Raw genomic sequence first — 13,606 nt, 5'->3', positions numbered from 1 at the left:
CATGGGCCCGCAAGCAGGCTCATGCGGGCACTCAGCCAGGCTAGCCACCCAGTTTGGTGATTTCCGGATTGGAAGTGAGATCGCCCTTGCTGCGCTGCTTGGTCAGCGGCTCGCCGGTGACCTGGAACCACACGTTCTCGGCGATGTTGGTGGCGTGGTCGCCGATGCGCTCGATGTTCTTGGCCATGAACAGCAGGTGCGTGCACGGCGTGATGTTGCGCGGGTCTTCCATCATGTAGGTGAGCAACTGGCGGAAGTAGCCGGTATAGGCTTCGTCCAGTACCACGTCGTCCTTCCACACCTGATAGGCGCGCTCGGCGTCACGGTCGCGGTAGGCCAGCAGCACTTCACGCACTTCGGCGGCAGCCAGTTCCGCCAGGTAGCCCAGGCCACCGGCTGGCCCGACCGGCGCGACCATCGACAACGGGATCGAACGCTTGGCCACGTTGGCGGCGTAGTCGCCGATGCGCTCGATGTCGGCGGCAATGCGCAGTGCGGCAAACACGTTGCGCAGGTCGCCGGCCATCGGTGCGCGCAGTGCGAGCAGGCGCACCACATCGTGGCTGATGTCCTGTTCGAGCTGGTCGATGGCGTCGTCGTTGCTGACCACGTGTTGCGCGGCGCGTTCGTCGCGGCGCTCGACCACGTCGATCGCCGCTTCAAGCTGGGACACCGAGAGTTCGCCCATGCGCACGATCTCACCGGTAAGCCGGGTGAGCTCGTCGTCGTAGCTCTTGATGATGTGTTCTTTGCTGCTGCCGCTCATGGTGATGTCCTGTGTGATCAGCCGAAGCGGCCGGTGATGTAGTCCTCGGTCTGCTTCTTGCCCGGCTTGGTGAAGATCTTCTCGGTGCCGTCGAACTCGATCAGCTCGCCCATGTACATGAAGGCGGTGAGGTCGGAGACGCGGGCCGCCTGCTGCATGTTGTGGGTGACGATGACGATGGTGAACTGGCTCTTCAGCTCTTCCACCAATTGTTCGATGCGGCTGGTGGCGATCGGATCGAGTGCCGAGGTCGGCTCGTCCAGCAGCAACACTTCGGGCTTCAGGGCGATGCCGCGGGCAATGCACAGGCGCTGCTGCTGGCCGCCGGAGAGGCCGAGCGCGTTCTGCTTGAGCTTGTCCTTGACCTCGTCCCACAACGCGGCACTGCGCAACGCCTGCTCGACGCGGATCGTCATGTCCGCCTTGGACAGCTTTTCGTGGTGGCGGATGCCATAGGCGACGTTCTCGAAGATCGTCATCGGGAACGGTACCGGCTTCTGGAACACCATGCCGACCTTGCCGCGCAGGCGATTCATCGAATAGCCCGGATCGAGGATGTTCTCACCATCCAGCATGATCTCGCCCTTCGCCTCGAGCTTCGGATAGATCGCATAGATGCGGTTGAAGATGCGCAGCAGGGTCGACTTGCCGCAGCCGGAGGGGCCGATGATCGCGGTGACCTTCTTCTCCGGGATGTCCATGTTGATGCCTTTCAGCGCATGGAAACCGTTGTAGTAGAAGTGCAGGTCGCGCACGGTGAGCTTGGGCGCGACAGCCGATGTGGCCGTCACCTGCGCCGGATTCGTGGCGACGGCGGAATCAGTCATGGGACACCTTGGAGCGGGAAAGGACCAGACGGGAAGCGAGGCTGAGCAACAGCACGAACATGGTGACCACGAAGGCACCCGCCCAGGCCATGGCGTGCAGGTCGTCGCCCGGGTCGTTGGCGTATTGATAGATGATCTGCGGCAGGCTGGACATCTTGTCGATCGGATTGATCGCCATGTAGTTGTTGCCGAACGCGGTGAACAGCAGGGGCGCAGTCTCGCCGCTGATCCGCGCCAGCGCCAGCAACACGCCGGTGATGATGCCCGAGCGCGCCGCGCGGATCAGGATCTGCAGGGTCAGTTTCCACTGTGGCACGCCCAGCGACAGCGCCGCTTCGCGCAGCGTGGACGGTACCAGCCGCAGCATCTCGTCGGTGGTGCGCACGATCACGGGCAGGGCGATCAGTGCCAGCGCCACGCCACCGGCAAAGCCGGAGAACGAGGTCGAACCGTGGGTCAACGCCGTGCTCGGCAACACGATGATGGTGTAGACGAACAGGCCCATCACGATCGACGGTGCCGACAGCAGGATGTCGTTGAGGAAACGGATCGACTCGCCCAGCTTGGTGCGGTTGGCGTATTCGGCCAGCCAGGTACCGGCCAGCACACCGATCGGGGTGGCGATCGCGATACCGATGAAATTGATGATCAGGCTGCCGATCATCGCGTTGGCGAGGCCGCCATCGGCGCCGTTGGCGGTGATTTTGGTGAACAGTTTCAGGTTCAGCGCGCCGATGCCCTGGCGCAGGGTTTCCCACAGGATCCAGGCCAGGAAGGCCAGGCCGACCAGGGTGGCCAGCATGCTCAGCCCCATCGCCAGCCAGTTGGTGATACGTCGGCGCAGATAGATCGAGCTCATCAGCTACCTTCCTTTTTGGCCAGCTGGCGCAACATCAGCCGCGCGATCAACAGCACGAAGAAGGTCACCACGAACAGCAGGAAGGCCAGCGCCATCAACGAAGATTTCTGCAGGCCCGAGGCCTCGCTGAACTGGTTCGCGATGGTCGAGGCGATCGAGGTGCCCGGATCGAGCAACGACGCGGACAGCTGCATCGCATTGCCGAGCACGAAGGTCACCGCCATCGTCTCGCCGAGCGCACGGCCCAGGCCCAGGAAGATGCCGCCGATCACCGCCGAGCGGGTATATGGCAGCACGATGTCCCATGACACTTCCCAGGTGCTGGAGCCCAGCGCATAGGCCGACTCCTTCAACCGGGTCGGCACAGTCTGGAATACTTCGCGCATCACCGAGGAGATGAACGGGATGATCATGATCGCCAGCACGATGCCGGCGACCAGGATGCTGGCGCCGAACGGATAACTGCTGCCGAACAGCTTGCCGACGAACGGTACATGCTGGGCCACCCATGACAGCTTGCCGTCATCGGGCTGGTCGCCGAGCTTGTTGGTCAGCCAGGGCTTGATGTGGTTGGCAAAGAACGGGGCGAAGATGAAAAGGCCCCACATGCCGTAGATGATCGAGGGGATGCCGGCCAGCAGTTCGATCGCCGAAGCCACCGGCGTGCGCAACCAGGCGGGCGCCACCTCGGAAAGATAGAGCGCGATGCCGAAGCTCACTGGTACCGCGATGAGCAGCGCGATCAGGGAGGTGGCGATCGTGCCGTACACCGGCACCAGGGCGCCGTAGACATCATTGCCTGGATCCCACGTAGTGCTGACCAGGAAGTGCCAGCCGAACGTGGCAAAGGCACTGCGACCGCCCCACAGCGTGGCACCGGCGGCACCGAGCAGGGAGGCCAGCACCAGCAGGGCGCAACCCTTGAGCAGCCAGCGGAACAACCGCTCGTGACGGGCGTCGCGGCGACTGCGCTGCTCCTGGATGAGCGATAACGCGATGGTGCCGGGTTGAGCTGACATGTGCGATGCAGTCCTCGGTGAAGCGTTCAATACGGCATGCGCTGCGGATGGTTCATTTCAGCGGAAAGCCGCCCTTCCTGTGAGGGCGGCCTCGCGCTTTGCGGCTTGCCGGGATGACCACAGGTCATCCCGGCCATCTCATGATGGATCAATGCTTGAAATCGGAAGCCCAGTAAGCCTCGATCTTGCTGACCAGGGCAGCCGGCAGCGGCACGTAATCCAGTGCAGCGGCATCCTGCTGGCCATGTTCGAGCGAGAACTTGAAGAAGTCGAACGCGACCTTGGTGTTCACCGGATTCTTCGGCGTCTTGTACATGATCATCCAGGTGGTGGCGGTGATCGGCCACGCCTTGGCGCCCGGTGCATTGGTCATGATCAGGTTGAAGTCCTTGGCTGAAGCCCAGTCCGCGGTGGCGGCGGCAGCAGCGAAGGCATCGGCGCTCGGCTTGATGAAGTTGCCGGCGGCATTCTTCATGTCGACCCAGGCGATCTTGTTCTTCACGGCGTAGGCGTATTCCACGTAGCCAATCGCACCCGGGATCTGGTTCACGTACTGCGACACGCCCTCATTGCCCTTGCCACCCACACCGGCCGGCCATTCCACGGCGGTGCCGAACTTCACCTTGGCAGCCCACTCCGGGCTGACCTTGGACAGGAAATTGGTGAAGTTGAACGAGGTGCCCGAGCCATCCGAACGATGCACGACGGTGATCTTGCCGGCCGGAATCTTCAGACCGGCATTCAGCGCGGCGATCTTCGGGTCGTTCCAGTTGGTGATCTTGCCGAGGAAGATGTCAGCCAGGGTGGCGCCGTCCAGCTTGATCTGGTCGGCCTGCACACCAGCAATGTGGACCACCGGTACGATGCCGCCGACCACGATCGGGAACTGGCCGAGGCCGAGCTGCTGCAGGTCTTCAGCCTTCATCGGGGCATCGGATGCGCCGAAGTCGATGGTGCCTTCCTTGATCTGCGCAATGCCCGCGCCTGAGCCGACCGACTGGTAGTTGAGGTGGTTGCCGGTCTTTTCGGCATAGGCAGCCGACCACTTGGACATGACCGGGTAGACGAAACTGGAACCGGCGCCGGTGATGTCGGTGGCCTGCGCGGCCATGCCGAAGCTCGAGGCAACGGCAAGCGCGGCGACAGCGGCGAATCGGATTGAGGGTTTGCTGGAGGTCAACACGGTAGCTCCTTGGAGGGACGAGAGGATGCGACCCCGCCATTTCAGGCTTTTCGTATTGCCATTGGATGAAATGAATGTTTCAGACAGATGACAGACTGCGGTGAACTTTCACTTCATCGCAGGAAATTGCACCATCCGTTGGCTCCAAGGCATCCAGACAGCGGTTTCATGCCGCATCCAGCCCGCGCTGGACCTGTTCGAGCAATTCGAGCTGGCGCCAGCGATTGACCACACTGCAGAACAACTCGGCAGTACGTTCGGCGTCATAGACCGCCGAGTGCGCCTCGCGGCTGTCGAATGCCAGGCCGGCAGCCAGCACGGCCTTGCTCAACACGGTCTGGCCATAGGCTAGGCCGCCGAAGCTCACGGTGTCGAAGCAGCTGAACGGGTGGAACGGATTGCGCTTGTGCGCACAGCGCCGTACGGCCTGATTGAGAAAGCCGAGGTCGAATGCCGCGTTGTGGCCGACCAGGATCGCGCGTTGGCAGCCAGCCGCACCCACGGCTTCGCGTACTACCTTGAAGATGTGATCCAGTGCCTGGCGCTCGGCCAGTGCGCCGCGCAGCGGGTTGTCCGGGTCGATCCCGGTGATTTCCAGCGAGCGCGGATCAAGGTTGGCACCGGGAAAGGGTTCGACGTGGGTCGATACGGTCGGCTGCAGTTGCAGGTAACCGTCGGCGTCCATGCGCAGCGGTACGGCAGCAATTTCCAGCAAGGCGTCGTGCTCGGCATCGAAGCCGCCGGTTTCGACATCGACCACCACGGGCAGAAAGCCACGGAAGCGGGCAGCCATGCGTGCATGTGCAGAATGGGAAGAATCAGACATGCGACAAGCATAACAGCAGCTTCCGGATGCCCATCCGCATGCAGCTCAATGGCGTGATGCGGGTCGGAACGGTTGCACATTCATTGCGCTGTTCGGGCGCAGCGCCTGCTGGTGCCTGCATCCATCTCCTCAGATGTCGTACCTGAGGGGCGGCAGAAGGTGCAGGGCCATGGGCGCTGCACGAATGCACGCTTTCGAGTGTTACAGCTCCACCTGTACCGTAACCTGATTGTCATTTGAGATGAATGCGAGTGTCACATTCATCACACAAACTTAATACCAGTGCGGCGCAGCTGTCCCATCTGATCGCTCATGACAGCCACAGATGAAGCGCCTTAGAACGACATTCTTGTCCCAGACGCGGAGCCTTTCATCATGCGCAACAAACTCGTCGCCGTAGCCATCGCAGCCGTGCTCGGCACCCTCAGTGTCAGCGCGCACGCCCAAGACAACGCCCAAGACAACAACGTGAACACCCTCAGTGACCTCTTCACGCAGGGTCATGTCGATGGCGAGCTGCGTATGTACGATTTCAACCGCACCTACGACTACAGCGTGGCGGCGAAGCCGAGTGCCCGCGCCTTTGGCGGCTCGATCCTGCTCAATGCACAGACCGCCTCGCTGGATGGCTTCAGCGCCGGCGCATCACTGGTCAGTGCTAATGCACTGGGCTCGCTCGCTGACAATCCGAAGCGCGTCGATACCACGCTGATGGGCGCCAACGATTCGCTGACGGCACTGAGCCAGGCGTACCTGCAGTACGCGAACAGCTGGGTCAACGTGAAGGCCGGTTATCAGTATCTGAATACGCCGTGGATGGGCAACAGCGATGGTCGCCTGCTACCCAATTCATACGAAGCCCTGAGCGCTGTGTTCACGCCGGTCAAGGGCTGGAACATCATCGGTATCCGCGAACTCAGCTACAAGAGCCGCACCTCCAGCGATTACTTCAACGACAACAACTACTACGCCAGCGCCTACCAGGGCGACACGCTTTACGGCGGCAACCAGGGCCTGCCGTTGACGGCGAAGCAGACCAGCGGTACCTGGGCCTTGGGCACCACCTATGTCGATGGCGGCCTGAAGGCGCAGGGCTGGTACTACGACTTCCTCGACTTTGCCCGCATGGGCTACGTCGACGGCAGCTATGTGTTCAAGACCGGCACCGGCTTCGACCCGGTCATCGGTTTCCAGGGCTTGACCGAAAGCGGCAGCGGTTCCGACAACGTGCTGGTGGCCAACAAGCTGAAGATCAACGGCGTCGCCGGCACCAAGGTGGACAGCAGCGCCTGGGGCGCCAACCTCGGTGTGGTGATCCCGAACGGCCGCTTCGATCTGTTCTACAACAAGCTCGACCAGCAGTCCGGTGGGGCCATCGGCGACGGTTCGATCATCTCGCCGTTCACCGCCAGCTACGCCACCGACCCGCTGTACACCACCTCGATGATTCGTGGCCTGGTGGAAGCTGGCCCGGGTCACGCGTGGAAGGCCAAGATGACCTACGGCTTCTTCGACAACAGCCTGCAGCTGGTGGGTGCTTACGCCAAGTACACCACGGATCTGAACGGCGACTTCCACGATACCTACTTCGACATCATCTACAACTTCAGCGGCTTCCTCAAAGGCTTCCAGATCCGCGATCGCTGGGAAAAATCCTCGGGCGGCATCAACAACCTGAATCCGGGCAACAAGCCGTTCACCTACAACCGCGTGATGCTGACCTACAAGTTCTGATCGACGGTGACCTGTCTGTCATGCCGCTGATCACAAACTGTCACAGCGGCATGGCAAGCTGATTCCATAGAGAGTTATCGCAAGGGAGTTTCACCCAAGGATGGAAAACGGCGGGCATGGCCCGCCGTTTGCTTTTCCGGAATCCCGTCCGATCTGGTGATGACATCAGCCGGGTGAATCGTCACCCCGCTGATTTCAGTGCGCCTTCGCCACGGGATCACCCGATGGCGGTTTTTCCATCTGCGCGTTGTTCCAGCCGCCGCCCAATGCACGGATCAGATTCACGCTGGCCTGCAGGCGACGTGTCCTTACCTGCTCGGCGTTGCGCTTGGCCTGCAGGTAGCTGGTCTGCGCAGTGACCACGTCGAGGTAATTCACCACGCCTTCGCTGTAGCGGTTGGTGGCGATCTGCGCAGCTTCCTCGGCCGCCGCAGCGGCCGCGTCCTCATCGTGCGCTTCTTCGCTGAGGTTGGTCAGCAGCGACAGGTTGTCCTCGACCTGCTGGAACGCATTCAGCACGGTGACGCGGTATTCGCCGGCTGCGGCATCGAAAGCCGCTTTCGCCTCTCGTTCCTTCGCATGCCGCAAGCCACCGTCGAAGATGCTCAGCGCAGCCATCGGACCGAGCGCCCACATCCGGTTGCCGGCGGCCAGCAAGCTGCCGTTGCCGGTGTTCTGCCATCCGAACAGGGCCGAGAGACTGAAGCTGGGATAGAACGCGGCACGCGCCACACCGATATCCGCATTGGCGGCAAAGGTGCGGCGTTCGGCGGCGGCGATATCGGGGCGCCGTTCCAGCAAGGTGGAGGGGATACCTGCGGGAATCGTCGGCAACCCGATCTGCACATCCGAGGCCGGCAGCGAGAAGCGTGATGCCGGTACGCCGACCAGGGTGGCGATGGCGTGCTCGGTGAGTGCGCGCTGCGCGGTCACTTCGGCGGACTGCGCCATCGCATCCGACAGCTGGTTTCTGGCGCGCGCCACCGACAGTCCGGAGGCAATACCGCCGGCCATGCGATTTTCGGTCATCGTCAGGCCCTTGCGATAGGCATCCAGCGAGCCGTCGAGGATGTGCGCCTGGATGTCGTAGCCACGCAGCAGGATGTACAGATCGGCGAGCTGCGATTGCAGGCTGAGCTTTGCGGTCGCCAGGTCGGCATCCGCAGCCTGCGCCTGCGCTTTGCCGGCTGCGACCTCGTTGCGAACGCGACCCCAGAAATCGAACTCGTAGTCCGCGGAGAACTGGGCGGTGTCGGCGTCGTACTCGTTGGGCTGGTTGCTGCCACGGAGCGGGCGGTTGTTCGACTGGCGATTGTCGGTCGGGCTGGCTCCCGCGCCCAGATGCGGGAACAGTTGCGAGCTGATCTCGCCCACATACGCATGCGCCATGTCATAGCGTGCCAGGGCCACCGACAGCGACGGGTTGCCGGCATCGAGGCGTTGTTCGAGGCCATCGAGCGTGGCGTCGTTGAAGACCTGCCACCAGTCGCCTCGAGCCTGCGTGTCGGCCGGTTCGGCCCTGGTCCACAGCCCGGTGCCTTCCTTGTAGCTGGCGGGAACGGCGACCGAAGGGCGCTGATAAGCCGGTGCCAGCGAGCAGCCAGACAGTGCTGCGATCAGGCAGCAAGCCAGGACACGGCAGCCTGCTGTCTGCGAGCCGAAGAGTCGTTTGGTGTTTCCGAAACGGGCTGACATGGAATCAACCTTGCCCGGGCTGTGCATGGATGCCGCTCTGTGCGGTTGCTTCCTTGGCAATGCGCACCTCATCACCCTGCGCCAGCGAATCCGGCGGGTGGTCGATGATGCGGTCGCCCGGCTGCAGGCCGTGATCGATTTCCAGCGTATCGCCCAGATCCATGCCGATATGGACGTCACGCAGCTGCACGCGGTCACCCGCACCGAGCACGGCGATCTGCGGGCCGGCGGCACGGAAGATCAGCACCGTCGCCGGCACGGTGATCAGGCGAGTATTGACGGATACCGGCAGGTTCACTTCGGCGTAGTCGCCGGGCAGCAGTTCGCCATTCGGATTGGGCGCCTCGAATTGCGCGAGCAAGGCGCCGGAGGCCTGGTTGACCGCATCCGATGAGCCGACCAAGGTGGCCTTGTAGAGCTTGCCCGGGTGCTCCAGCACGCTGAGGTCGACCGTCATGCCCGGCTTGATCGAGGATGCGTAGCTTTGCGGAATGCGTACGTACAGCCGCATCTTGCTGGTATCGGCCACGGTGAAGAGCGCCGGGCTGCTTTCGCTGGTCGCCGAGATCAGGTCACCGATATCGGTGTTGCGGCTGGTGACGGTACCACTGAAGGGTGCGGTGATGTGCTTGAAGGATTCCAGTGCAGCCAGGCGGTCCAGGTCAGCCTGCGCCGACAGCACGTTGGCGGCGGCCACGGCGGCTTCACCGGCTTTCTCGTCGGCCTCCTGCTTGGAGACGGAGTTGGACGTCAGCAGATGCTGCCAGCGCTGGCTGGTGATCTGCGCCAGATGCTCGTCGGCCTTGGCACGTACCAGCACGGCCTTGGCCTGTTCGTATTGCTGGTCGAGTTCAGGCGTGTCGATGACGCCGAGGGTGTCGCCGGCATTCACTGCGCTCCCGATGTCCTTGCTCCAGCTTTTCAGGTAGCCGCTGACGCGTGCATGGATCGGAGCGCTGATCCATGCCTCGATGTGACCGGGCAGCGTCATGTGATGGGCGTCCGCGGAAGTCAGTGGTGCCACCAGTTGAACCGTAGGCAGCTCCTGCGCATCGGTCCAGGTCACCAGCTGGTGGTAATCGTGGGCGCGCACGGCCAGTCCGATCGCCGTCGCCAGTACTGCCACGACCAGCGTGGCGATGATGGCAGTCCTGATGCGTGGTGGCTGCCTTGCCGGGTCGCCGACGTTATGTGGCGTGACGTTATGCGGCATGGGGTTCTTCTCCGAGCAGGGGAGCGGTGGAAGGCGCGTGTTCATTGGCGTGGACGAGACTGAAGATCACCGGCACGAACAGCAGGGTGGCGAAGGTGGCGAACAGCAGGCCGCCGATCACGGCGCGGCCGAGTGGCGAGTTCTGTTCCTGGCTCAGCGCCATCGGCAGCATGCCGATGATCATCGCGAGTGCCGTCATGCAGACCGGGCGGAAACGGGTGAAGCCTGCTTCCAGCGCGGCCTTGATCGGGTCACCGTGCTCGGCCAGCCGTTCGCGGCAGAAGCTCACCACCAGGATCGAGTTGGCGGTGGCCACGCCCATGCACATGATCGCGCCGGTGAGTGCCGGCACGGACAGCGTGGTGTGACTGACAAACAGCATCCACACGATGCCGGCCAGTGCAGCGGGCAGCGCCGTGATGATCACGAACGGATCCAGCCACGACTGGAAGTTGACCACGATCAGCAGGTAGATCATCACCACCGCGCCGAGCAGGCCGAACAGCAGGCCACTGAAAGCCTCGTTCATGGTGCCGACCTGGCCGCGCAGGGTGATCATCGTGCCCTTGGGTCGGGTCGAGGCGAAGTCGGCCAGCACCTTGTTCACGTCGTGGGCAACTGCCCCGAGGTCGCGGTCCTGCACCGAAGCGTAGATGTCGAACGAGGGCAGGATGTTGTAGTGCGAGACCACCGCCGCACTGGGTACGCGCGTGAAGCTGGCGATGCCGCCCAGCATCTGGCTGCCCTTGTCCTTCGACGAGGTCACGGGAAGACGTGCCAGGTCGGCCATCGAATCCATCTTGTATTGCGGGGTGGCGGCAACGATGGCGTAGGAGACGCCGTTCTTCGGGTTCAGCCAGAACGCAGGCGCCACCTGGCCGCTGCCAGCCAGCGAGGCGACCATGCTGTTGGTGACATCGCCCTCGGTGATGCCCAGCGCATCGGCGCGGGTACGGTTCACCGATACGTTGAATTGCGGATAGCTTGTGCTCTGCTGCAGGCGCACGTCGGCGATGCCGGGGACACCGCGCAGGCGCTTCATGATCTGCGTCGCGTATGCCTCGTTCTCGGCGCTGTTGCGGCCGGTGATCGATACGTCCAGCGGTGCCGGCGCGCCGAAGTTCAGGATCTGGCTGGTCATGTCGGCCGGCAAGAAGGAGAACTCGGTACCGGGAAACTCACTCGGCAATTTTTCGCGCAGCTGCTTGATGAAATCCGCGCTGGGCCCATGACCGTCCTTCAGCGTGATCTGGATGTCGCCGTCCTGCGGGCCGATGGTGCCGGTGTTGCTGTAGACCAGGTTGACACTGCTCAGCGGCAGGCCGATGTTGTCGATCACCGAATCAAGCTGGCTGGCCGGAATGACCCGGCGGATGGCTGCCTCGATGTGATCAAATTCCGCGGCGGTTTCCTCGACGCGGGTGCCCATCGGTGCACGTACATGCAGCGCGATCGAACCGGCATCCACGCCGGGGAAGAAGTCGCGTCCGAGCGTCGGCACCAGGGCGAACGAGATCAGCACGAAACCGAGGAAGCCGAGGATGAAGTTCCGGCGATGGGCCAGCGCCACGCCAAGCATCGCGTAATAGGCGTCGCGAATCCGGGTGAAATGGTGTTCGAAGCGCAGCTGGAAGGCGATCGCCTTGCGCACGAACACATGGCGTGGTGCACGGTGCTGGTCACCCTCGTGATGGTTGATGTAGCCGTCTTCCGGATGGTCACCGGTGCCTTGTTCGGTCACGTGCGGCTGCAACAGGTACATCGCCAGGGTAGGCACCAGCGTACGCGACAGCACGAACGAGGAAGCCATCGCGAAGATCACCGCCAGCGCCATCGGACGGAACAGGAAGCCGGCAATGCCGTCAAGCAGGAACATCGGCACGAACACGATGCAGATGCACAGCAGCGAGACGAAGGCGGGCGTGACGATCTGTTTCGCGCCATCCATGATCGCCGAATGCACATCCTTGCCCTGTTCGAGATGCCAGTTGATGTTCTCGATGGTCACCGTGGCATCGTCGACCAGGATGCCTACCGCCAGCGCCAGGCCACCGAGCGTCATGATGTTGAGGGTCTGCCCGGTCAGCGAGAGCAGCGCGATCGAGGACAGGATCGCCAGCGGGATCGATACCGCGATGATGGCGGTGGAGCGCCAGCTGCCGAGGAAGACCAGGATCATCACCGAGGTCAGCAGGGCCGCGATGATGCCCTCGCGCGCCACCGAGGCGATTGCCGATTTCACGAACACCGACTGGTCGTTGAGCATCGAGATCTTCAGCGACGGCGGCATCGTCTCCTCGATCAGCGGCATCAGCTTCTTGACGCCGGCGACCACCGCCAGTGTCGAGGCGTCGCCGGTCTTCAGGATCGGCATCAGCACGGCGCGCTTGCCGTCGACACGCACCACGTTGTTCTGCGGCGGCGAGCCATCGCGCACGTGGGCAACCTGGCCGATCGTGATGGTGGCGCCGTTGATCGTCTTGATCGGCAGGTTGTTCAGCGCGGCGAATGCCTCCGGGCTGTTGTTGAGCTTGACGTTGTATTCGTAGGTGCCGATCTTGGCGGTGCCGACCGGGATGATCTGATTCTGCGAGGCCAGCGCATTGGCCACGTCCTGCGCCGACAGGCCCTTGGCATCGAGCGCCTGCGGATCGAGATCGAGCGTGATCTGGCGCTGCTTGCCGCCGTAGGGCGTCGGGATCGCCACGCCGTCCACCGAAGTCAGCGTGGTACGCACGTCGTTCTGGGCGATGTCGCGGATCTTCGACTCGGACAGCGTCTTGCTCGACAGTGCCATCTGCAGCACCGGCACGGTCGAGGCGTTGTAGTTGAGGATCAGCGGCGGCGTGATGCCTGGCGGCATCTGCTTCACCACCGTCTGCGAGATCGAGGTGACCTGGGCGGTGGCGGTGCGGATGTCGGTGCCGGGCTGAAAGAATATCTTCACCACGCCGGCGCCGGGCAGCGACTGCGATTCGATGTGCTCGATATTGTTGACCGAGGTGGTCAGCGTGCGCTCGTAGTAGTAGATGATGCGACCGGACATCTGGTCCGGCGGCATGCCCTTGTAGGTCCACACCACGCTGATCACCGGGATGCCGATGTTCGGGAAGATGTCGGTGGGCGTGCGCAACGCCGCCAGCGGTCCGGCGATCAGGATGACCAGCGCCAGCACGACGAAGGTGTAGGGGCGTGACAGCGCCAGGCGAACTAGACCAAGCATGGGAAGGTTTCCGGGAGCTTCGGTGTGGCCGACATGCGTGCGTGACGAAGGCGCCGAGCGTCATTCCGCCACGTACAGGTATGCAGAGGGGATGGGCGCCGGATCAGGAGGGATCGGGCATATTCTTTCGGGGGACTGGTTTCATGCGGATGACCGGGAAAGTGGGCTGCAGGGATCAGGCGGATGCTGCGCATGATCGCAAGCCAGCCTTGTGGCAACCTTTTGCCTGTGCCCCGGACACTGGCTTGGTCATGCGGCATT

Annotated in this window: 10 protein-coding genes; 1 reads left to right on the top strand and 9 read right to left on the bottom strand. The window is 62.9% G+C overall.

The annotated features are described in order from the left end of the window. Positions 1–40: 40 nt before the first annotated feature. The 6 genes from phoU to rnt all read right to left on the bottom strand — a co-directional run bounded on the left by phoU (position 41) and on the right by rnt (position 5,480). Complete coding sequence (gene phoU / locus B0E50_RS13005) at positions 41–766, bottom strand: phosphate signaling complex protein PhoU (protein ID WP_077441686.1); 726 nt, start codon at positions 764–766, stop codon at positions 41–43. A gap of 17 nt (positions 767–783) precedes the next feature. Then, entirely contained in the window at positions 784–1,593 is an 810-nt protein-coding gene (gene pstB, locus B0E50_RS13000; protein WP_077441684.1) for a phosphate ABC transporter ATP-binding protein PstB, read from the bottom strand. Then, entirely contained in the window at positions 1,586–2,452 is an 867-nt protein-coding gene (pstA, locus tag B0E50_RS12995; protein WP_077441682.1) for a phosphate ABC transporter permease PstA, read from the bottom strand. Before pstA ends, pstB begins: the two co-directional genes overlap by 8 nt. Beyond that, a complete protein-coding gene (pstC, locus tag B0E50_RS12990; RefSeq protein WP_077441680.1) occupies positions 2,452–3,471 on the bottom strand; it encodes a phosphate ABC transporter permease subunit PstC in 1,020 nt (339 codons plus the stop codon). The genes pstA and pstC overlap by 1 nt, the downstream gene beginning before the upstream one ends. Before the next feature lie 148 nt (positions 3,472–3,619). Beyond that, a complete protein-coding gene (gene pstS, locus B0E50_RS12985; protein WP_174575051.1) occupies positions 3,620–4,651 on the bottom strand; it encodes a phosphate ABC transporter substrate-binding protein PstS in 1,032 nt (343 codons plus the stop codon). A 169-nt stretch (positions 4,652–4,820) separates the two neighbouring features. Beyond that, positions 4,821–5,480 (bottom strand): ribonuclease T, encoded by a 660-nt coding sequence (gene rnt / locus B0E50_RS12980; protein WP_077441677.1) that lies wholly within the window; start codon positions 5,478–5,480, stop codon positions 4,821–4,823. Between the two features lie 375 nt (positions 5,481–5,855). On the opposite strand from rnt, the gene B0E50_RS12975 reads away from it, so the two are divergent. Beyond that, on the top strand, positions 5,856–7,214 hold the full coding sequence (locus B0E50_RS12975) for a hypothetical protein (RefSeq protein ID WP_077441675.1): 1,359 nt from the start codon (positions 5,856–5,858) through the stop codon (positions 7,212–7,214). Between the two features lie 195 nt (positions 7,215–7,409). Here the strand turns inward: B0E50_RS12975 and B0E50_RS12970 are convergent, their stop codons facing one another. From B0E50_RS12970 to B0E50_RS12960, 3 genes are read right to left on the bottom strand one after another with little or no spacing between them, the layout of a single operon-like run. Then, entirely contained in the window at positions 7,410–8,909 is a 1,500-nt protein-coding gene (locus tag B0E50_RS12970; RefSeq protein ID WP_077441999.1) for an efflux transporter outer membrane subunit, read from the bottom strand. 4 nt (positions 8,910–8,913) lie between these two features. After that, positions 8,914–10,122, bottom strand: coding sequence for an efflux RND transporter periplasmic adaptor subunit (locus tag B0E50_RS12965; protein WP_077441673.1), 1,209 nt, complete (start codon positions 10,120–10,122; stop codon positions 8,914–8,916). Beyond that, a complete protein-coding gene (locus B0E50_RS12960) occupies positions 10,112–13,345 on the bottom strand; it encodes an efflux RND transporter permease subunit (RefSeq protein ID WP_077441671.1) in 3,234 nt (1,077 codons plus the stop codon). The genes B0E50_RS12965 and B0E50_RS12960 overlap by 11 nt, the downstream gene beginning before the upstream one ends. Positions 13,346–13,606: the final 261 nt, after the last annotated feature.

It is taken from the genome of Rhodanobacter sp. C01, assembly GCF_002001045.1.
Lineage (GTDB): Bacteria > Pseudomonadota > Gammaproteobacteria > Xanthomonadales > Rhodanobacteraceae > Rhodanobacter.
This window is presented reverse-complemented; position numbering and strand designations above follow the sequence as displayed.